This is a genomic window from Xanthomonas cassavae CFBP 4642 (genome assembly GCF_000454545.1).
Lineage (GTDB): Bacteria > Pseudomonadota > Gammaproteobacteria > Xanthomonadales > Xanthomonadaceae > Xanthomonas > Xanthomonas cassavae.
In genome coordinates, this window is sequence record NZ_CM002139.1 from 381798 (window position 1) to 402714 (window position 20917).

Below are 20917 nucleotides of genomic sequence, written 5' to 3' on the forward strand. Positions count from 1 at the left end.
GACCGCCGTCGGCGGCCCTCGCGGTGGTGCGTTGACCGACGCCGGCGGAGAATAAACGCCTCCGCTCCAGCGAAGGCAGGCTCACGGGGTGATCTGCGGATCGTTGCCCACCTCGGGATCGCAGCTGAAGGTGTCGTGGCGTTGAAGGTCCTCGACAACCACCATGAAGAAGATCAGGGTGGACCGATCATTGGCATTGCGGAACGAGACCCAGCGGCCATCGCGGTCGTACTGGATGTTGCTGATCTGGTTCTGCGAATCGGAACTGATCAGGTTGCGAATCTTGAAGTTGAAGCCCACCGCGTCGTCGAACCGGTAGCACATGGTGACATTGCGCTGGTCGCCCGGCACCAGCATCAGCCCTGGCTTGAAGTGATAGTGGTACTTCCCGTGGCCGGTATTGCCGCCGATTTCCACATACGCCACCGACATGTCGCAACGAATGTGCGTCTCGGGGTGGCACGCGATCTTGGTTTCCTGTTCCGTCATGACGAGGTCTGTTCCTTGGGGAGCGGGGCATAGAAGGAAACGAACCCCGGATGACGGTAGCCCGCCTGATACAGCCACCCGAGTTGTTGCATGACGACCGCCTGCCGCCCCAAATGGATCTGCGCGCGGATCCAGGGATCGAGCAGAGCCTTGTTATGGCTAGCGCCGGCATCTGTGCCGAGCACTACCAACGCGCGTTCCCAGCATTGGCGCGCTAGCCCGGTCTGGCCGGCCGCGGCGTGTTGCTCTCCCTGCCACACCAGCGCGTGCGCGAGGGTGGTCGGTCCCAGCGGATCCTGCGGCCGGGAGCGATGCAGGGCCTCCAGCCGGGCGATGCCGGCCTGCAATGCCACCGCACGCGCGGCCGATGCGGCCGGCTGCAGATACGCCAGACGCAGGGCGATCACCGCATCCAGCCATTGCCATTCCGGTAGCGTCTGGCCCTGCTGCAGCAACGGTGCCAGGCGTTGCCGAGCCTGTTGCAATGCCCGTTGTCCCTGCGCGGGCCGTCCATCCAGTGCCGCCAGCCAACCGATCTGCGCATGGGCATGGGCCAGATCGCGCTGCCATTGCAGGTTGTCCGGTTGCAGGCTGACCAGCGGTTGCAGGATCGCCACAGTGGCCTGCGCATCGGCTTGGGCCTGGACGGTTTGACCACGTGCCAGCGCCAGGTTGGAGGCGAGCAACAACGAGGCCGCCAGCCGCCGTCTCCATGTGTCGGCATCCGGCGTGGCCGCCACCAGCGTACGCAGCATTGCGATCTGCTCGCGGTATCCGGCTTCGGCATCTGCCAGCAGGCCTTGGGTCTCCTGCGCCGAGCTGCGCCATGACAGGCCATTGATCAACTCATAGCGCACGCTGGGGTCATCCGGTGCGGCGGCCAGCACCTGTTGCTTGAGCGCGATCGAGCGGGTGAACAGGGGAATGGCGCTGGCCGCATCGCCCTGGTTCTGTGCCAGCGAACCGAGATTGGTCAGTGCGTAGGACAGTTCCCGCTGCCAGCGTGGGTCGTGCGGGACGGTGCGCTGCAAGCCTTCGGCGATGGCCAGGTAGCGCGACCAGTGCGCGCGCGCCACTGCCGGCTGCTTGCGTTGATACGCAAGATACCCGCGCCAGTAGGCGGCCTGCCCCGTTTCTGCCCGCGCTTCCAGCAAGTCCGGAGCATGCTGCGCCGCCTGCCCGGCGATGACTGCGGCACGGACGAATGCCGCCTGTGCCTGATCGAGCTTGCCCTGGTTCATCAATACCTCGCCCGTGGTGCGCAAGGCACGAGCGTGGTTGACCAGTTCGGTCGGCTGCATACCGACACTGGGCAGATCCTCCAGATACCGCAGCGAGCGGCTGCCCACGCTGTCGAGCAGCTTGAGGTTGCCCACCGTGCGCAACTGCTCGGCCAGGTCGCCCAGCATGTAGCTCACCAGCTGCTGCGCCTGGTCGCGGCGTTGCTCTGCCACCTGCTGCGCCTGGCGCGCCTGCCACCCCAGCAGCAGCGAGGCGCCGGCCAGAGCACCGCCAGCAGCGCCGTCGCGGCGGCATACACGCCGCGACGGCGCTGCTGGGAACGCTCGCAGGCACGCAGGAACGCCCGTTCCGCTGCGTCCAGGTCCTGCGGCATGCGCCGCGCCGCTTCGCGCGCTTCGCTCAGCGGGCGCCCGCTGTTGAGCAGGTGATCGCTGCGCCGGCCTTCGGCCGCCCAGCGCTGTGCGGCCAGTTGCAGCCGCTTGCGCGCCTGCAGCAGGCGGCGGTTTTCGTGGATCCACTCGGCTGCGCGCGGCCATTGCCGCAGCAGCGCTTCGTGCGCCACCGCGAAGCCCGGTTCGCCGGCCACCAGCTCGCCGACGAACAGGCGCGCCTGCACGAAGGCATCCACCAGCGTGCGCGCCGCGCTGGCATCGGGCAACGCCGACCACAGCGCACGCCGCGCGGTCACCGCGTCGCTGTCGGGGTGGATCACGCTCAGCAGCGTCAGTACCTGGCCCAAGGCGGCCTGCGCACTGGCCGGCAATGCGCCGAAGGTGCGTTCGGCGTGATGCGCGAGTGCACCCTCCAGCCCGCCCAGGGCGCGGTAGGCCGCGAAGGTCAGCAGGCCGTCGTCGCTGCGTTGCGCATGCAGCGCATGCAGCAGGTGCTGCAGCAACGGCAAGGCATCAGGCTGGCGCGCGGTGGCATCGCGCAGCACATCGTCCAGGTGGCTGGCGCTGTCGCGCTCCTGCTCGAAGCGCAGCCCCGCCATGGCAGCAGGCACGCGGATGATCTGGCCGATCTCGCCATCGCGCGGCGGCAGCAGGTCCACATGCCCATCGCCGCGTTTGAGTTCCACGATCTCCGGCACCGCATCGATCAGGCGCGGGTAGAAGTCGCTGCGCGCCAGCATCAGCACCGCCACCTGCGCGCTGCCGCACAAGGCCTGCAATGCCGCCGCCAGCGCGGCGCGATCGGCATCGGTGATGCCCGGCGTGGCCGCCATCGCCTCGGCATGGTCGATCACCAGCAGCAGATGCCGCTGCGCTGCTGCACCTTCGCGGGGCGGCGCGGCGTGGCGCATCGCTTCGGCAATGGCCGCATGCAGCGGCGCAGGGCGCTGCAACCAGTCCGGAAGCAGCGCCATCTGCGCCGGCGAGAACACCGCGCGCTGGCCCGGCGCCCATTCCCCCAGTGCCCGCGCCAGGGTGTCCAGCACATCGCCGCCACGGCACTGCGCCAGGTTGCAATACGCCACCGCCAGCGCTTCCAGCCCGTCCAGCCCGCCCGGTTGGGTCAGCAGCGGCACCACGCCGGCGCGCAGCAACGAGGTCTTGCCGCAGCCGCTGGCGCCACTGATCAGTACCAGCCCGCGCTGGCTGTGCAATTGCGCACGCAGCGCGGCCGCCACCTGCGCAATGGCATGGCTGCGGCCGAAGAACACCTGCGCATGCGCCGGGTCGAAGGCCTGCAGCCCCACATACGGGCTGCCGTGGCTCCAGGTCTGCGTGCCCAGCACCGCGCCGCGGTAATCCTCGGGAAACACCACCTTCGGCAGCAGCCGATACCCACGCTTGCGGATGGTTTCGATGAAGCGCGGCTGCCGGCTGTCGTCGCCGAGCTTGCGGCGCAGCTGGGCGATGGTCTTGTGCACCGGGTTGTCGCCGTAGAAGCTGCCGTGCCAGACCTCGATCAGCAACTGCTCGGCGCTGACCACCTCGCCGGCGCGTTCGGCCAGTGCGATCAGCACTTCCATCATGCGCGGTTCCAGCGCGGTGGTCTGGCCGTCGTCGATCACCACCAGCCGCTCCGGTTCCACCAGCACCGCGCCCAGGCGGAAGCGTGGCACCGAGCCAAGTTGCGTGACGCGCTCGCTACGAAGGGACATGCACTCGGACACCGGTCGCACAGCTGGAAGGGGCCTTGACGATCGCCAACAGGCGCGGCCAGGCACGGCACGGCAGGGACGGAAACGTAGCATAGCCGGCGCGGGCGGACTTCGATTGCGGTCGCTGTTCGTGGCGGCGTGGGCCGGCGATGGTGCGGCCCACGGCACGGTGCTCAGCGGCCCTCACGCGTGTCCATACAGCAGCGTGTGTTGCGCATCAGGCTGTTTCGCATGCGCCACACGCTCTAAGATGCCGCCAGCATCTTGCTGACCAGGAGTCCACGTTGATCATCCATCCCAAAGTGCGCGGCTTCATCTGCACCACCACGCATCCGCTCGGTTGCGAGCGCAACGTGCTCGAACAGATCGCCGCCACCCGCGCGCGCGGCGGGCGTACCGACGGCCCGAAGAAGGTGCTGGTGATCGGCGCATCCAGCGGCTACGGCCTGGCCTCGCGCATCACGGCCGCGTTCGGCTTCGGCGCCGACACGCTGGGCGTGTTCTTCGAAAAGCCCGGCACCGCGACCAAAGCCGGCACCGCCGGCTGGTACAACTCGGCCGCCTCCGACAAACACGCCAAGGCTGCGGGCCTGTACAGCAAGTCGATCAACGGCGATGCGTTCTCCGACGCGGCGCGCGAGAAGGTGATCGAGCTGATCAAGACCGAGATGGGCGGCCAGGTGGACCTGGTGGTGTATTCGCTGGCCTCGCCGGTGCGCAAGCTGCCGGGCACCGGTGAAGTGAAGCGCTCGGCGCTCAAGCCGATCGGCAACACCTATACCGCCACCGCCATCGACACCAACAAGGACACCATCATCCAGGCCTCGATCGAGCCGGCCAGCGCGCAGGAGATCGAAGACACCATCACCGTGATGGGCGGGCAGGATTGGGAATTGTGGATCGACGCACTGGACGGCGCCGGCGTACTCGCCGACGGCGCGCGCAGCGTGGCCTTCAGCTACATCGGCACCGAGATCACCTGGCCGATCTACTGGCACGGCGCGCTCGGCAAGGCCAAGGTGGACCTGGACCATACCGCGCAGCGCTTGAACGCGCGCCTGGCCGCCCGCGGCGGCAGCGCCAATGTGGCGGTGCTCAAGTCGGTGGTCACCCAGGCCAGCGCGGCCATCCCGGTGATGCCGCTCTACATCTCCATGGTCTACAAGATCATGAAGGAAAAGGGCCTGCACGAAGGCACCATCGACCAGCTGGACCGCCTGTTCCGCGAGCGCCTGTACCGTGAAGACGGCCAGCCGGCCGAGCTGGACGACGAAAATCGCCTGCGCCTGGACGACTGGGAACTGCGCGACGACGTGCAGGACGCCTGCAAGGCGCTCTGGCCGCAGGTCACCACCGAGAACCTGTTCCAGCTCACCGACTACGCCGGCTACAAGCACGAGTTCCTCAAGCTGTTCGGCTTCGAACGCGACGATGTGGATTACGACGCCGATGTGGATCCGGACGTGAGGTTCGACTGCATCGAGTTGGCCTGAATCGGGAGTCGGGAATGGGGAATCGCAAGAGCGTGGTTCCCTGATTCTTTGGACTTCCGTGCGCATGGCGCGATAAAGACCGGCCGGCAGTGATGTCGGCGGTTTTTTATAGGAGCGGGCAATAGTGGTTGGCTCCGCCGTTGATCTTGCGATCACCACCGCGGTGGTGTGCGCTGCGGTGATGCAGGACGGCACGGCGCCGCCCTGGCAGGACACCCTGCTGATAGCGGTGTTTTTCAGCGTCCCGGCCTCGGTGTGCGTGGTCACACTCAGCGCGGCGATCAGTGGATCACCGGACGCCGCCAAGCCCGCAGCCCCGTCTGAAGCGGCTGCTCACCCGCGCAACACCGCAGCACTGCCGTGCAACCACCCGGCCCGCCCCAGGGCAGCAGCGCACTCACAACGCCACGGCACCCACCTGAGACGAGCAGCACCCGCCCAACAACAGCCACAAGCAAGCGCAACACCGCAACAAACAACTTCAAGTGCTCAAACCACCACGCAACACCTCAAACCGCCAAAAACCCGACTTTTACGATTCCCGATTCCCGATTCCCGATTCCCGATTCCCGGCAAGTCGGCACACGGCAGGCACCCAAGCCCCCAACCCTGATACACGCAAAAAACCCGCGCAACAAAACGCATGAGCAAGCGCACACTGGAACGACCGCCCCATGTGCGCCCGCCACGCAAATCATCAGTACCCCAGAAAACCGCTTTTACGATTCCCGATTCCCGATTCCCCAATCCCGGCTCCTCACCGCCTCACATCAAACCGCGCATCGCCCACACAGGCCTGCACATCGGCCACCGACAGCGGATTGAAATCGCCCGGAATCGAATGCTTCAAACAGCCAGCGGCCAGGCCAAAGCGCACCGTGTCCTCCAGCGACCAACCCTCGATCAGGCCGTGCAGCACGCCGGCCGCAAATGCGTCGCCACCGCCGATACGGTCGATGATCGGGGTGAGCTCCTCGCTGGGCGCACGCGCCACCGCGCCGGCGCGCGGCACCAGCATCGCGCCCAGGCTGTGGTGATCCACGTTGTGCGCCACGCGCTGCGTGCAGGCCATCAACTGCAGCTGCCCGAATGCGGCAAACGCCTGCTGCGCGGCCGCTTCCACGCGCGCTTCCAGCGTGTCCTGCGCAAACTCGCCGCCCAGCACCACGCCGATGTCGCGGTAATCGGCAAACACCACATCGGCGCAGTCAAACAGCTGATGCAGGATGCCGCGCGCATCGCCCTGCCAGCGCTGCCACAGCTTGGGCCGGTAATTGCCGTCGAACGACACCTTGACCCCGGCCGCCCGCGCGGCGCGCGCTGCCGCCAGGGTGGCCTGCGCAACGTCGGCGCCCAGCGCCGGGCTCACCCCGGACAGGTGCAGCCAGTGCACGCCCTCCAGCAGGGCCGGCCAGTCGTAGGCATCGGCGGGTGCCAGCGCAAACGCCGAGTCGGCGCGGTCGTAGACCACTTCGCTGGGGCGGTGGATCGCCCCGGTGGTCAAAAAGTACAAACCCATTCGGCCATCCACCTGCCGCACATGGCGGGTATCGACATCATGGCGGCGTAGTTCGCCAAGCACTGACGCACCCAGCGGGTTGTCGGCCACCGTGCTCACCATGGCCACCTCGTGGCCAAAGTGCGCCAGCGACACGCCAACGTTGGCTTCTGCACCACCACAGTGCACGTCCAGTTGCGGCTGCTGCAGCAGCAGGCCGTGGCCGGGCGCCCCCAGGCGCAACAACAACTCTCCAAAACACAGGATGCGGGCTCGACTCATGCGGCAGTACCTCGGCTGTGTGGTGCGTCACGGGCGGGGAAACCGCGGCGCGTTGAGATGACCATCGGTGTCATTCTAGCCCTCCCCGGAGACGGTCGGACAGAGCCAGGATGCGACGCGGCGTGACGGCTTACGCCCCACTTAGGCGAAATCCTGGCGCATTTCTGCTGCGCTGCAAGATGTTGAACGATGATTCAGCTGGTAACGTCGTTTTGACCAGCGGTGTCATTGCCGCTCACAACCAGACTTTCATGTTGTTCATGGACCCTTGGGAGGGGAGGACATGCAATTTCGGACCACCAACCGGAAGACACCGGTTACCTTGCTGGCATTGTCGATCGGCCTGGCGCTGAGCGGCCACCTGGCCGCACAAGAAACCACCCAAGCGCCCGCAGAACCGGCCGTCGACCTGGACACCGTCACGGTGACCGGCTATCGCGCCTCGGTGGAAAAGGCCCTGGACATCAAGCGCGGCGAAGCCGGCGTGGTCGATGCGATTGTCGCCGAGGACATCGGCAAGTTCCCCGACCTCAACCTGGCCGAGTCGCTGCAGCGCATTCCCGGCGTGGTGATCACCCGTGAGGCCGGCGAAGGCCGCGCCATCTCGGTGCGTGGTCTGGGCCCGGAGTTCACCCGCGTGCGCATCAACGGCATGGAAGCGCTCACCACCGTGGGCGCCGGCGACCAGAGCGGCGGCACCAACCGCGGCCGCGGCTTCGACTTCAACGTGTTCGCCTCGGACCTGTTCTCGCAGCTGATCGCGCGCAAGACCGCCTCGGCCGATGTGGAAGAAGGCTCGCTGGGTGCCACCGTCGACCTGCGTACCGCGCGCCCGTTCGACTACAGCGGCTTCACCTTCGCCGCCAGCGGCCAGGCGGCCTATAACGCGATGGCCGAGAAGGACAACCCGCGCGTGGCCGGCCTGATTGCCAACACCTGGGCCGACAACACCTTCGGCGCCCTGCTGTCGGTGGCCTACACCGAGCGCGAAGTGCTGGAAGAAGGCTCCAACACCGGCCGCTGGGCCAATGGCACCAGCAACGGCGGCTTCGATGCCACCTCGCCGTTTGCCGCCGCGCGCTCGGCCGATGTTTACCACCCGCGCTTCCCGCGCTACACCCAGCAGATCCACGACCAGCAGCGTCTGGGTGTCACCGGCTCGTTGCAGTGGAAGCCGTCCGACCGCACCACGCTGTCGCTGGACATGCTGTATTCCAAGATCGACGCCAAGCGCGACGAGCACTACATCGAAGCGATCTCCTTCAGCCGCAACCGCGACGGGCTCACCCCGCGCCGGCCGGTGCGCGACGGCAAGCCGGGCACCATCGTGCGCAACGGCGAGATCCGCAACAACGCGCTGGTCTATGGCGAATTCGACAATGTCGACATTCGTTCGGAAAACCGCCACGACGAGTGGAACACCGAGTTCACCCAGGTCAGCCTGGACCTGGAGCATCGCTTCAACGATGCCTTCAGCGTCAATGCCCGTGTCGGCACCTCGCGCTCTGCGCACGAGAACCCGGTGCAGACCACCATCATCATGGACAAGTACGACGTCGACGGGTACAGCTACGACTACCGCGGCAACAGCCGCGCGCCGGTGCTGAATTACGGCATCGACCCGACCGATCCCGCCGGTTGGGAGCTGGCCGAAATCCGCCTGCGTCCGCAGTCGGTGGACAACGACTTCGACACCGGCCAGATCGACTTCAACTGGAACATCAGCCCCGGCTTCCGCCTCAAGGGTGGCGTGCTGGCCAAGAACTACAGCTTCAGCACTGTCGAGTTGCGCCGCGCCAACGAACTGGCCGTGCCCAACTTCGCCAACGGCAGCCTGATCGTGCCGTCGGACCTGACCGAACAGGCCGGGCTCAAGGGCATCAACGGCAGCCCGTCCAACTGGGTGGTGCCCAATCTGGATGCGGTGGCCGATCTGTTCGGCATCTACAGCAACAGCGGCACCTTCGCGGTGGCACCGCGCGTCAACAACAGCCGCAGCGTCCAGGAAAAGGATCGCGGCGTGTGGTTGATGGGCGAGTTCTCCACCGACCTGGGCCCGATTCCGCTGTCGGGCAACTTCGGCGTGCGCTATGTGCGCACCGAGCAGGAATCCACCGGCTTTGCCTTGATCAACAACGTGCCGACCGAAACCACGGTGGGCCGCAAGTACAACAACACGCTGCCCTCGTTCAACCTGGTGGCCGAGCTGGCACCGGACCTGCTGCTGCGTCTTGGCGCCGCCAAGGTGATGTCGCGTCCCGGCCTGGGCAGCCTCACCCCCGGCGTGACCGTGGCGGTGGCCGGTGGTGCACGCACCGTGGCCGGCGGCAACCCGGATCTGGACCCGATCGAAGCCACCAACGTCGACCTCGGCCTGGAGTGGTACTTCAACGAAGGCGCCATGCTCGGCGTCGGCCTGTTTTACAAGGACATCGAAAGCTTCATCCAGACCGCGCGCGAAGTGCGCCCGTATTCCAGCAGCGGCCTGCCGGCCGAGTTGCTGGAAGGCACCGGCGCCACCGTCAACGACGACTTCGCCTTCAGCATTCCGCTCAACACTCCGGGCGGCGAATTGAAGGGCGTGGAAGCCAACTACACGCAGCCGTTTACGTTCCTGCCGGGCAAGTGGGCCAACCTGGGCGTGCAGCTCAACTACACCTGGGTCGATTCGCAGATTCAGTACCTGGCCAGCAGCGGCGCGCCGGTGATGAAGAACGACCTGCTGGGTCTGTCGCGCTCGTCGTGGAATGCCACGCTGTTCTACGAAGGCGAATCCTTCGCCGGGCGCGTGTCGGCCACCAACCGCGACGATTACCTCACCCAGGCACCGGGTGCGGAAACCGGCTTCAACGTCGATGGCGTGCACGGCATGACCGGCACCACCATTCTCGATGCCTCGCTGCGCTACAAGATCAGCAAGCAGCTGGAGCTGAGCCTGGAAGGCATCAACCTCACCAACGAAGCGTCCGATGAGTGGGTGTCGTCGCCGCGCACCGGCCAGCTGCCGCTGCAGTACGCAGAAACTGGCCGTCAGTACCTGCTGGGCGTGCGCTACAAGTTCTAACCGCTGTCTGCCCGCGACGCATCGCGCGTCGCGGGCCTCTTTCAATGCTTGATCGCGTCCTGCACGGCGCGCCCGCCGGGCGTGCGCGTCTGCAACGCGGTGGGCGTGCCGTTTCACGCGGCTGCAGGACAACGCGCGCCACCGAAGAGTCGTGCCGCCGTTGCGCAAGTCGCGTTATCGATTCGACGCCGCGGGCCTGTGGGGAGGCTGCATGCGTCTTTGCAGCAGTGCCACCGGAGTGAGTGCATCATGCAAGTCCGTTCGCGTCGTTCCGCCGCATTGGCGGCCGCTCGCCTGCCCACCGAGCGTCTGTCGGTGGCCATCGTCCTGGCGCTGCACGCAGCCACCGCCGCTGCGCAGACCACCCCCGCGCCGACCACCGATGCGGTGGATCTGGACCGCGTGCAGGTCAAGGCCACCTACCGCGAAAGCCTGCAGCAATCACTCGATGCCAAGCGCTATAGCGTGGAGCAGGTGGATGCGATCTATGCCGAAGACATCGGCAAGTTTCCCGATCTGAACCTGGCCGAATCGATGCAGCGTATCGCCGGTGTTTCCATCGACCGCGAAGGCGGCGAGGGCAAGCAGATTTCGGTGCGCGGCCTGGGGTCGGACTTCACCCGCGTGTGCATCAACGGGCTGGAAGCATTGGCCACCGCTGGCAGCGGCAGCGATGGCGTCAACCGCAGCCGCGGTTTCGACTTCAATACCTTTGCCTCGGAACTGTTCAGCCGCGTCACCATCAGCAAGACCCAGTCCGCGCAGATGGACGAAGGCTCGCTCGGCGCCACCGTCGACCTGCGCGGCTCGCGCCCGTTCGATTTCGACGGCTTCGAAGCGGCGGCCTCCACGCAATACGGCTACAACGACCTCTCGCGCGAAAAGGACCCGCGTTTTTCCGGCCTGATCAGCAATATCTGGGCCGATGGCCGCGTCGGCGCGCTGATGTCGGTGTCCTACAGCGAGCGCCACCTGCGCGAAGAAGGCTACAACCCGGTGCGCTGGGAGCACGGCAACTACCGCAACTCCAACCAGAGCACCGCCACCAACAACGGCACCTATGGGTTCTGTTCGCCGGTGGGCTACAACCCGCAAACCCCGCGCAACCCGCTGGCCAACGAAACCCCTGCCGGGGTCGGCTCGCAGGCCAACCAGGACCGCAACAACGGCTGGGGCAGCTACGGCATCAGCGCGACCAACTGCGGCACCGGCATCGCGCGCCCGGCCAATACGCCGGAGAACATCCAGGCCTACGAAACCGCCACCAATGCCTGGATTCCGCGCTACCCGCGCTATATCCGCACCGATCACGAGATCAAACGCCTGGGCGTCACCGGCGCGCTGCAATTCAAGGTCAGCGACGACACCCTGCTGAACGTCGACCTGCTGTATTCCAAGCTGGACAAGGACCAGCGCGAAGACTCCGTCGGCGCCAACCTGCACCGCACCGCCAACTTCGGCGGCAAGACCCAGATCGCGGTGCGCGAAGCGCAGGTGGACGACCAGAACCGCCTCACCTACGGCGTGTTCGACAACGTCGATTTCCGCACCGAATCCAGCAACATCGAAGAGTCCACCGAGTTCAAGCAGTTCAGCCTGGACCTGCAGCACCGCTTCAACGACCAGGTGCGCGTCAACGCGTTGGTCGGGCATTCGACCTCGGACTACGAACGTCCCGAGTTTTCGATGGTGAGTTTCGACAACACCAATCTCGATGGTTTCGTGCTTGATCGGCGCAATGGCGGCGACTACCCCAGCATGAGTTTCCCGTTCGATGCGGGTAACCCCAACAACTGGCAGTGGCTGGGCTACGGCGCAGTGCCGGTCAACAGCAACGGCACCGCGCGCGGCACCAACATCAGCGAGGTGCGGCTCAACCCGCAGTCGGTGGGTAACACCTTCGACACCGCCAAGGTGGATCTGGAATTCAATATCAGCCCCACCTTCACCTTTCGCACCGGGCTGGCCTACAAGAACTACGACATGGACACGTCGGAGTCGCGCAATATCTCCTACGGGCGATTGGCGCAGGCCTTGCCGGCCGGCGTGGGCGTGGGCGACCTGAGCACCAATCTGGATGGTTTCGGCCGCAGCTTGAACGGCAGCTTCCCCACCACCTGGGTGATTCCGGATTTCCAGAAGGTCGCCGACCTGCTCAACATCAATTGCAACTGCGACACCGGCGTGCCCGGCGGCGACTACCGCCTGGCCGATGTCGGTCACTTCGGTTCGTCCAACAACAATTTCGCCGTCAACGAAAAGAGCCTGGGCACCTACCTGCAGCTGGACTTCAACACCGACCTGTGGGGGCGCGCGCTGCGTGGCAACCTGGGCGTGCGCTATGTGCAGACGCAGATCGCCGCCAGCGGCTACGCGCCATGCACGGCCACCTCGGCTGGCGCGATTTCGCCCAACTGCGAATCGTTCTTCGGCGTGGCCAGCGCCACCGCGGCGGCCGGCGAGCGCCTGCTGGTGCCCACCACGGTCAACCACAACTACCGCGACATCCTGCCGTCGTTGAATCTCTCATGGGATGTCAGCGACGAGGTGGTGCTGCGCTTCGGTGCGGCCAAGACCATGGCGCGCCCCACGCTGGCGTATCTGTCGCCCAGCGTCAGTGGCGGCCCTACGCAATTCTTCGATGACGGGCGGTTTTTCTCGATCAACCTGGGCAACCCCAAGCTCGACCCGTTCCGCTCCACCAACTACGACCTCAGCGCCGAATGGTACTTCCGCGAAGGCTCGCTGCTGTCGGCGGCGGTGTTCTACAAGGACATCGACAGCTACGTGCAGCGCACCCGCGTGCTCAGCACCTGGGAAGCGATGGGCTACTCGCTGGATCTGCTCCCCGCAGGCTTCACCCCGGACACCATCTTCAACGTGCAGAGCTACTTCAACACGCCCGGTGGCCCGCTCAAGGGCTTCGAGCTGACCTACCAGCAGGCCTTCGATTTTCTGCCGGGCTTCTGGCGCAATTTCGGCGTGCAGCTCAACTACACCCAGGTCGACTCCAAGATCAATTACCTGTTCAGTACCGCCGGCAACAGCAATACCAGCATCACCACCACCACCACCGAACGCGACCTGCTCAATCTCTCGCCGCACTCCTACAACGCCACCGTCTATTACGACGACGGTCGCTTCAGTGCGCGCGTGTCCACCAGTTACCGCGATGGCTACATCAACAACATCCTCGCTCAGGAAGACGTCTACGACCTGGACGGGCGTCGCCTGGTCACGGCCGATGTCACCGGCAAATACAGCGTTGAAAACGTCGATTTCAACATGTCCTACAAGCTCAACGACCAGCTGTCGCTGACCTTCGAGGCGATCAACCTGCTCGACACCCCCGACCGCCGCTACGTCGATTCCACGCTGGAACTGCCCGACAAGTACACCGTCACCGGGCGCCAGTACTACATCGGCGCGCGCTACAAGTTCTGACCAGGAGAGCGACATGCAAGTGCATCGCAGAACCGTCTTACGTCAGTTGGCCGCCACCGCGTTGGTGGCCGTGGCAGGCCTGTGCAGCAACGCCGCCATTGCCGCCGACCCGGTCTACACCGTGGCCAAGCAGGGCAGCGCCGGCTACCGCACCGTGCAGGCCGCCATCGATGCCGCCGTACAAGGTGGCAAACGCGCGCAGATCAAGGTGGGCGCCGGGGTGTTCCAGGAGCTGATCGTGGTTCCGGCCAATGCCCCCGCGTTGAAGCTCACCGGCGCCGGCGCCACTCAGACCGTCATCACCTACGATAACTACGCCTCGCGCATCAATCCGGCCACCGGCGCCGAATACGGCACCTCCGGTTCGTCCAGCGTCATCATCGCCGGCAACGACTTCACCGCCGAACAGCTGAGCCTGGGCAACCACGCCGGCCCGGTGGGCCAGGCGGTGGCGGTGCGCGTGGATGGCGACCGCGCCGCGTTCCGCAACGTGCGCTTCCTCGGCTACCAGGACACGCTGTACCTGCGTGGTGCCAAGCTGTCGTACTTCTTGGATTGCTATGTGGAAGGCACCGTGGACTTCGTGTTCGGTGCCGGCACTGCGTTGTTCGAGAACGTGCAGCTGCATTCGCTGGGCGATGGCTATCTCACCGCCGCCTCCACCCCGCAGGAAGCCGCACGCGGCTTCGTGTTCCGCAATGCGCGCGTTACCGCCGCCAGCGGCGTGTCGCGGGTCTTCCTGGGCCGCCCATGGCGCCCGTACGCCAGCGTCAGCTTCATCGGCAGCCAGCTCGGCGCGCACATCGTGCCCGAAGGCTGGAACAACTGGGGCAACACCGCCAACGAGGCCACCGCCCGTTACAGCGAATACCAGAGCAGCGGCGCCGGTGCCAACCCGTCGCGCCGCGTGAAGTGGTCGCGTCAACTCACCGCCGCGCAGGCCGCTGCGCTGGACCGCAACACCATCCTTGGCAGCTGGAGGCCGTTCTGATGATCAAGTTCTCCACCTTCGCCTTCACCGGCGCGCTGCTGCTGGCCCCGCTCTCGGCCATGGCCGACAAGATCGCCGACAACATGCTGCTGTTGCAGACCGCCTCCGGCGGCTGGTCCAAGCAGTACAAGGGCGTGGCGGTCGACTACACCCGCACCTTCACCGCCGCCGAAATCGCCGAGCTGCAACAACCCGGGCGCAAGGACGACGCCACCATCGACAACAAGGCCACCACGTACGAAATCACCTACCTGGCCACTGCCTTCAAGAACGAGAAGAACGCCAAGTACATCGCCGCCGCCCGCCTACCTGCTCACCGCGCAATACGCCAACGGCGGCTGGCCGCAGTTCTACCCGGACCTGTCGTCCTACCATCACCAGATCACCTATAACGACGATGCAATGGTGCGCGTGCTCAACGTGCTGCAGGACATCAGCGAGGGCAAGAACGACACCGGCGCGCTACTGCGTGCCAGCCACGGTGCACGTGCCCGCCAGGCCGTCACCAAGGGCCTGGAATGCGTGCTCGCCACCCAGGTCAGGATCGGCGGCACGCTCACCATCTGGGGCGCGCAATACGACGAGGTCACGCTCAAGCCGGCCAAGGCGCGCGCGTATGAGCTGGCGTCGCTGGCCTCCGGCGAGTCGGTTAGCATCGTGCGCTTTTTGATGCGCCAGCCCAGCCCGTCCGCGCAGATCAAGACATCGGTCGAGGCCGCTGCACGTTGGTTCGACACCCACCGCATGCGCGACCTGGCCACCAAGAAGATCGACGACCCCACTCAGGAAACCGGCAAGGACGTGATCCTCGTCGCGCAACCGGGTGCCTCACTATGGGCGCGCTTCTACGACCTGCAGAATCAACGCCCGCTCTATGCCAACCGCGACGGTGTGGCCTTGACCGAGTACATGCAGGTGCCCAACGAACGCCGTGTGGGCTATGCCTGGCACGGCACCTGGCCGGACAAGCTGTTGAAGGACGATATTCCCAAGTGGCGTGTCGCCAACGGTCTGTAACAGTGAGAGCAGCTAACAAAACTACTGCGCAGCCGCCAGACGGGCGCGGCCGGTGCTCGGAATCGGCATGTACCACTCGTACACTGCGGTTCCTGCGCGCCGTCCACACTCGCCGGACGGCTGCTCGCTACGTGTTGGTAACCGCTCTAAACACCCGCCGCGCGGTCACCCCGTGCGGCGATGCTTTTTGAGGAGTAAGGCAGTGAGCGTGTTGAAGTGTTGGATGGGTGTGCTGTTGTTGATTGCGTTGCCCGTAAGTGCGGCGGCTGCAGATGCACCGGAGTTGTTGTTCCGCGTTTCGGCAGATCGCAGTCTGGATGCCGATGTCGCCCGCGGCGACGGCGTGCCCAACTTCCGCGACAAGATCGCGCTGGTGCCCACCGGCAAACGCGGCAACGCCATCGAATGGGCCGACGACGGCGTGCTGTCGTGGAATGCGCCCGGCAACCTCTACACCCAGCGCGGTACGCTCAGCTTCTTCTGGCGCGCGCGTTACCCGGTCGGCGAGGCGCCGTTCGTGATCTTCCGCGTCGGCTACGCCGACCACACCAGCTGGGACATGGCCTGGCTGCGCATCGACTGGAACGGCCACGGCTTCGATGCCTTCGTCACCGACGCCAATCTTGCGCGCACCCGCGTCTCGTTCAAGCTCGACGCACTGCCCAAGCCCGGTGACTGGACCCACATCGCCTTCGCCTGGGATGAAACCCGCGGCGTGCGCCTGTATGTCGATGGCAAGGAAGCCGCACGCGTGGACTGCGGTGCGCCCTGCGCCAACGGTGGCGCGCTCGACTTCGACGCCGCGCTGGACCAGTTCGGCCTCGCCGGCCGCGTGATGTCGCCGCATCAGGTGCAAAGCCGCTACAACTTCCTGCGCGGCAGCGACTTCGATGAGATCCGCATCTACGACCGCATGCTCGACGCCAGCGGCGCCGCCGCACTAGCGCGCCTGCAGGAGCCCACCACCGCACCGGCTGTTCCTGCCGACGCCCAATCCGCTGCCTTCCTGCACCGCTACGGCTGGAACAACGGCCACGCGCCGCCCGCACTCACCGCGCCGGTCACCCGCATCCGCAAGGTGGAGTTCGCCGATGCCCGCGACCTCAAGCAATGGATGTGGAAGGCCACCGACGGCATCGCCGAAACCACCTGGCCCGGCGTCTACAACCGCTCGCGTCTGCCCGGGCGCGACGACTACTTCCAGCTGCCCGACTGGAACACCTATGTCGAAGGCGGCAAGGCGCTGGACCTCGCCCTGCCGGACGAACCATTCAACCGCATCGAGCTACGTGGCGCCGCCTACGGCCAGGCCACCTACGCCGCGCCCAACGCACAGCCGCAGCCCTTGTTCGCACGCCAGCAAGGCGTGGTACGCAGCGTGGACCAGTTCGACCAACGCCGCGACGGCACCCTGCGCTTTGCCAACACCGCGCAGGAAACCCCCATCCAGGAAATCTGGGCCTACAACGTGCAACCAGGCGAGGTGCCCAAAGGCAGCGCGCAACTCAGCTACACCGTGCACAGCGACATCCAGCCCGACTACGACAACCTCGCCCCGCTGCGCGATGTCATCGCCGGCCGCTACCCGCCAGGCGAGCGCCAGACCGTCATCGCGCTGCCTACCAAGGCACCCGCGCGCAAGCGCCCCAGCGACAAGGCCGCAGCAAGCGCGCAGCAACCCATCGTGCACATCCTGGTGCCCTCCAGCCTGGGCGACCCGCCGCCGGACCAGGCGCTGATGCGCAGCTGGTCCTACGGCTGGGAGAACATGCACGACGGCCTGGACGGCATCGCCATCACCCTGCCGGCGCTCAACCTGCCGGCCACCCACAACGGCAGCATCCCGCTCAACATCCGCATCAAGGACCCCATCTGGCCCGCGCGCGACATGATCGATGTCTCGGTCGCGGTTACCCCCGGCCAGGCCCGCACGCTGTGGCTGGACCTGCGCGACCGCATCCTCAGCAACGACAGCCTGATGCTCAGCATCGCCGCCGCTGCGCCCGGATTTGACGCCAACGCACTCGACGGCACCCAGCTGCAGCTGGTGTTCAAACCGCGCAATGAGGCCATCAAAGAGCACGTCGCCGACCGCTTCAACCAGGTCAAGGACAACTGGGGCTTCCTGGTCGAAGAACACACCACCTCCAAGCGCCAGCTGCTCTACAAGCGCCTGGACGCAGACATCACCGACCTGCTGCGCGTGGACCCGGACCACGCCCTTGGCCGCCAGTACTGGAACGACATCAGCTACGCCAACCAGGGCGCGTTGCCTGTCGAAATGCCCAGCGTACCCAAGGGCGTGCCGGCCTGGGCGTTCTGGCAGCTGCAAGACCTCAGCGCCACCCGCCGCTATATCCGCTGGTGGATCGAGCAGCGCCAGGTGGCCTATGGCGATTTTGGCGGCGGCATCTCCGACGACTCGGACCTGGTGCAGCAATGGCCCGGCGTCGCGCTGATGGGCGTGGACCCGGACATGCTCAACGCCTCCATGCTGGCGCTGTCCGATGCCAACTACCGCAACGGCATGTTCACCAACGGCCTGTCCACCATCGAAACCGACGAGCTGCATTCCTACGAGGAGGGCATCAACCTCAACAGCGCCTTGCTGTACCTCAACTGGGGCGACCCACGCACCGTCGAGCGCCTGATGCAAACGGTCAAGGCCTTCGACACCATCATCCAGGTCAACCCGCAAGGGCACCTGCTGTTTGCCAGCAACTGGTTCGGCGGCCGCACCGTCTACCGCGAGCCCAACTGGCAATGGCAAAAGCCGTACTCCTTCCCCATCGTGCACCCGGCCATCCTGCTGGGCGGCTATAACGCCGACCCCAACAGCCGCCGCATCGTCACCGGGTTAGCGGATGGCTATCTCGCCCACGCCTACACCAATGCCAAGGGCAACTGGGCGCTGCCCAACGAGATCAACTGGCAAACCGGCAAAACCCGCGGCGGCGAACTGTTCGAAGGCAGCGGCGGCGCCGACACCTTGCACACCTTCTGGGCCGCCTACCGCTTCACCGGCGAGCAGCGCTATCTCAAGGCCATTAACTACCGCGTCGCTAACAGCGGCCCCAACGGCCTCTCCCTGCTCAACGAAAACTTCCTCGATGTCATGGGCAAGCGCACCGACTGGAGCGGCAAGCTCATCAATGCCGCCAACAAGGACGACGGCAGCGCCCCGGACTTCCCGCACCATGTGGCCTGGGAGCAAACCGGCAATCTCGAGTATCTCGCCGCCATTTACCGCAGCGAGGCAAGAGAGAAACTGCAGAACTTCTACATGAACACCGAAGGCCACTGGTGGAGCGACCGCGCGGAATCCCCCACGGTCAACCTGCAACGCGCACGCCTTGGCGGCGTGGCCCTCAAACGTAACCAGACCTACCCCGGCCACACCGTCAGCTGGCGCTTCGCCGATCCAGAAGCGGCAACCCAGGTCGCCATCGCCATCCCCGCACCAAAGCAAGACCGCTTCACCGTCATCGCCTACAACACCTCCAGTAAAACCCAGCGTGCCAGCATGACCGGCTGGAACGTCGCCCCAGGCCAATGGCGCATCACCCAGGGCGTGGACCGCGACGGCGACGGCAAGATCGACGGCACCGGCACCACGCGCGAGGTGGCCTTCGAGAAAAGCGCGGCCATCGACATCGACTTCCCCGCAGGCCGCACCACCGTCCTGCAGCTCGAACGTATCGCAGCCACCACCCCGGTCGAACTGCGGCCGGACCTGGGCATTGGCCATGGCGATGTGCGCGTGACTGCCGATGCCATCGAGGTCACCGTGCACAGCCTTGGCCACGCCGATGCACCGGCGGGGTTTGTGGTGTTGGAGGACGGGCGAGGGAAGGCGTTGGCGGCAAGAGCGGCGTTTGCGGCAATAGCCGCACCCCGCGATCTGCGGCCGGTCACCACGCTGGTGCGGCTGCCGCTAACCAACGCGGCCGATCTAAAAGCCGCACAACTGCGCGTCATCACCGAAGGCGACGTCGCTGAAATTACTGAACTTAACAATAGGCTTTCGCTACCTACGCCAACCAGTGCGGGCACCGCAAAGAACACCCAATAACCCAGCACCTCAAACCCTTTTTCACAACGGAAGAAGGCGCCCAAATAACCCAGCGCACCTTTAATCTTCTCCCGCTTGTAGGAGAAGGTGCCCGAAGGGCGGATGAGGGCAAAACCGATAAAAGACCAGTCATCGCAACTTGCTCGTAGTCGATCGCTGAGTCGCTGCAAACCAGCGCTGCGATTGACCGTCCTCATCGAACGCGCTGGTTTGTCAGAACTGCCAATTGCACTGGTGTCGAAGCAAGCATCCGCTCAGTGCGCCCTCGCGCTGCATACCACACATAGCCGCCAGGACGGCTGAGCCCATCCAGTGGACCAAGCACCGCCGATACACCGCGTCCCAACACATGCGTATAGATCTGTATGGTTGCCACGTCCTTGTGGCCTAGCAGTTCCTGCACCGTGCGGATATCGTGGCCAGCCTCCAGCAGGTGTGTTGCGAACGAATGCCGCAGCGTGTGGCCTGTCGCAGGCTTGGCGATGCCAGCCTGTCGGCGTGCTGCCTTCACCGCACGCTGCAGCACTTCTTCCGCGACGGGATGACGGCCAACGCGGCCACTCCGCGGATCCACAGAGCGACGCGCGGCGGGGAATGGATACTGCCAGCCGGGCTCGGCATAGGCATTTCCACGCCCAGCACCTCGCGATGTAGGAACAGCGGTGCCGCCAGCGCCTGATTCTGCATGCCGGCCGACACCTGGCCCCGCGCTGCCAGGTTGGTGAGAAAAACCTCCACCTCTACCCGCCCCATCTGGGCCGGATGCCGTTTGCCGTTGGCCAGGATGAAGCGGCGGATCCAGCCCACATACGCGTTCTCGGTACGCAGGCTGTAATGGCGAAAGCCGCAGCCGGCCGAGGACCTGATTCAGCAGTTTGGGGGGATTGGGTGTCATTACGCCTGCGGCGTCACGTGTGTAACTCATACGCCTGCTCAAACGTTGGATAACCCACCCAGATTCGACGCCAGGGCTGTCGGTGGCTATCCGGCAGGTCATTGCTATGGAATAGGAATTCCCCCTTCCCAGACATCCGGCCTTAGCCTTACTTGGCGTAACACCGCTTTTAGGCGGTCCAATAGTAGTTAGACCAGCGTGGCCAGTGCTAGACTGACTTGATGGAAAGGCTAGGGAAACTCTGAACAACTCCCCCTGATCCTGCGACAATCGCACAGAGGCACCAGGACGATGACGATGCAACTGACCTTCGGCGACGCGGA

General features: G+C 65.5%; 9 protein-coding genes, 1 other RNA gene and 3 pseudogenes. 9 read left to right on the forward strand and 4 right to left on the reverse strand.

Annotation, left to right across the window (positions count from 1 at the left end; all coding sequences use genetic code 11):
- Positions 1–81: 81 nt before the first annotated feature.
- The gene (locus XCSCFBP4642_RS0101665; protein ID WP_029218255.1) at positions 82–489 is read right to left on the reverse strand and encodes a hypothetical protein; all 408 of its coding nucleotides are present in this window, start codon (positions 487–489) and stop codon (positions 82–84) included.
- Positions 486–3838, reverse strand: a pseudogene (locus XCSCFBP4642_RS23780) (nSTAND1 domain-containing NTPase). The gene XCSCFBP4642_RS0101665 and the pseudogene XCSCFBP4642_RS23780 overlap by 4 nt, the downstream one beginning before the upstream one ends.
- 284 nt (positions 3839–4122) lie before the next feature.
- Here XCSCFBP4642_RS23780 and fabV point away from each other — a divergent pair.
- Together fabV and XCSCFBP4642_RS30660 are read left to right on the forward strand one after the other, a co-directional pair.
- The gene (gene fabV / locus XCSCFBP4642_RS0101675) at positions 4123–5331 is read left to right on the forward strand and encodes an enoyl-ACP reductase FabV (protein ID WP_029218256.1); all 1209 of its coding nucleotides are present in this window, start codon (positions 4123–4125) and stop codon (positions 5329–5331) included.
- Positions 5332–5452: 121 nt separating this feature from the next.
- Positions 5453–5655: pseudogene (locus XCSCFBP4642_RS30660) on the forward strand (hypothetical protein).
- Between the two features lie 433 nt (positions 5656–6088).
- Here the strand turns inward: XCSCFBP4642_RS30660 and XCSCFBP4642_RS0101680 are convergent.
- Entirely contained in the window at positions 6089–7111 is a 1023-nt protein-coding gene (locus tag XCSCFBP4642_RS0101680) for a sugar kinase (protein WP_029218257.1), read from the reverse strand.
- 283 nt (positions 7112–7394) lie between these two features.
- On the opposite strand from XCSCFBP4642_RS0101680, the gene XCSCFBP4642_RS0101685 reads away from it, so the two are divergent.
- From XCSCFBP4642_RS0101685 to XCSCFBP4642_RS0101705, 7 genes are all read left to right on the forward strand, one after another.
- The gene (locus XCSCFBP4642_RS0101685; protein WP_029218258.1) at positions 7395–10175 is read left to right on the forward strand and encodes a TonB-dependent receptor; all 2781 of its coding nucleotides are present in this window, start codon (positions 7395–7397) and stop codon (positions 10173–10175) included.
- A 249-nt stretch (positions 10176–10424) separates the two neighbouring features.
- Positions 10425–13619 carry a TonB-dependent receptor gene (locus tag XCSCFBP4642_RS0101690; protein WP_029218259.1) on the forward strand — a complete coding sequence of 1065 codons (3195 nt, stop codon included), beginning with the start codon at positions 10425–10427 and terminating at the stop codon, positions 13617–13619.
- Between the two features lie 13 nt (positions 13620–13632).
- Positions 13633–14610, forward strand: coding sequence for a pectinesterase family protein (locus XCSCFBP4642_RS0101695; RefSeq protein ID WP_029218260.1), 978 nt, complete (start codon positions 13633–13635; stop codon positions 14608–14610).
- On the forward strand, positions 14610–15002 hold the full coding sequence (locus XCSCFBP4642_RS30340; RefSeq protein WP_266104093.1) for a pectate lyase: 393 nt from the start codon (positions 14610–14612) through the stop codon (positions 15000–15002). The genes XCSCFBP4642_RS0101695 and XCSCFBP4642_RS30340 overlap by 1 nt, the downstream gene beginning before the upstream one ends.
- The gene (gene pelA / locus XCSCFBP4642_RS23785) at positions 14971–15627 is read left to right on the forward strand and encodes a pectate lyase (protein ID WP_266104094.1); all 657 of its coding nucleotides are present in this window, start codon (positions 14971–14973) and stop codon (positions 15625–15627) included. Before XCSCFBP4642_RS30340 ends, pelA begins: the two co-directional genes overlap by 32 nt.
- Positions 15628–15694: 67 nt before the next feature.
- Positions 15695–15770, forward strand: a non-coding RNA gene (locus XCSCFBP4642_RS26205) — sX9 sRNA.
- Positions 15771–15850: 80 nt separating this feature from the next.
- Positions 15851–19699 (forward strand): LamG domain-containing protein, encoded by a 3849-nt coding sequence (locus XCSCFBP4642_RS0101705; RefSeq protein ID WP_228325740.1) that lies wholly within the window; start codon positions 15851–15853, stop codon positions 19697–19699.
- A 286-nt stretch (positions 19700–19985) separates the two neighbouring features.
- Here the strand turns inward: XCSCFBP4642_RS0101705 and XCSCFBP4642_RS23790 are convergent.
- A pseudogene (locus XCSCFBP4642_RS23790) lies at positions 19986–20594 on the reverse strand (tyrosine-type recombinase/integrase); the annotation flags it as partial.
- Between the last annotated feature and the right edge of the window lie 323 nt (positions 20595–20917).

Coding starts and splice junctions, on each gene's coding strand:
- XCSCFBP4642_RS0101665 (WP_029218255.1), bottom strand. CDS start 489: ATGACGGAACAGGAAACCAAGATCGCGTGCCACCCCGAGACGCACATT.
- XCSCFBP4642_RS0101680 (WP_029218257.1), bottom strand. CDS start 7,111: ATGAGTCGAGCCCGCATCCTGTGTTTTGGAGAGTTGTTGTTGCGCCTG.
- XCSCFBP4642_RS0101685 (WP_029218258.1), top strand. CDS start 7,395: ATGCAATTTCGGACCACCAACCGGAAGACACCGGTTACCTTGCTGGCA.
- XCSCFBP4642_RS0101690 (WP_029218259.1), top strand. CDS start 10,425: ATGCAAGTCCGTTCGCGTCGTTCCGCCGCATTGGCGGCCGCTCGCCTG.
- XCSCFBP4642_RS0101695 (WP_029218260.1), top strand. CDS start 13,633: ATGCAAGTGCATCGCAGAACCGTCTTACGTCAGTTGGCCGCCACCGCG.
- XCSCFBP4642_RS30340 (WP_266104093.1), top strand. CDS start 14,610: ATGATCAAGTTCTCCACCTTCGCCTTCACCGGCGCGCTGCTGCTGGCC.
- XCSCFBP4642_RS0101705 (WP_228325740.1), top strand. CDS start 15,851: ATGGGTGTGCTGTTGTTGATTGCGTTGCCCGTAAGTGCGGCGGCTGCA.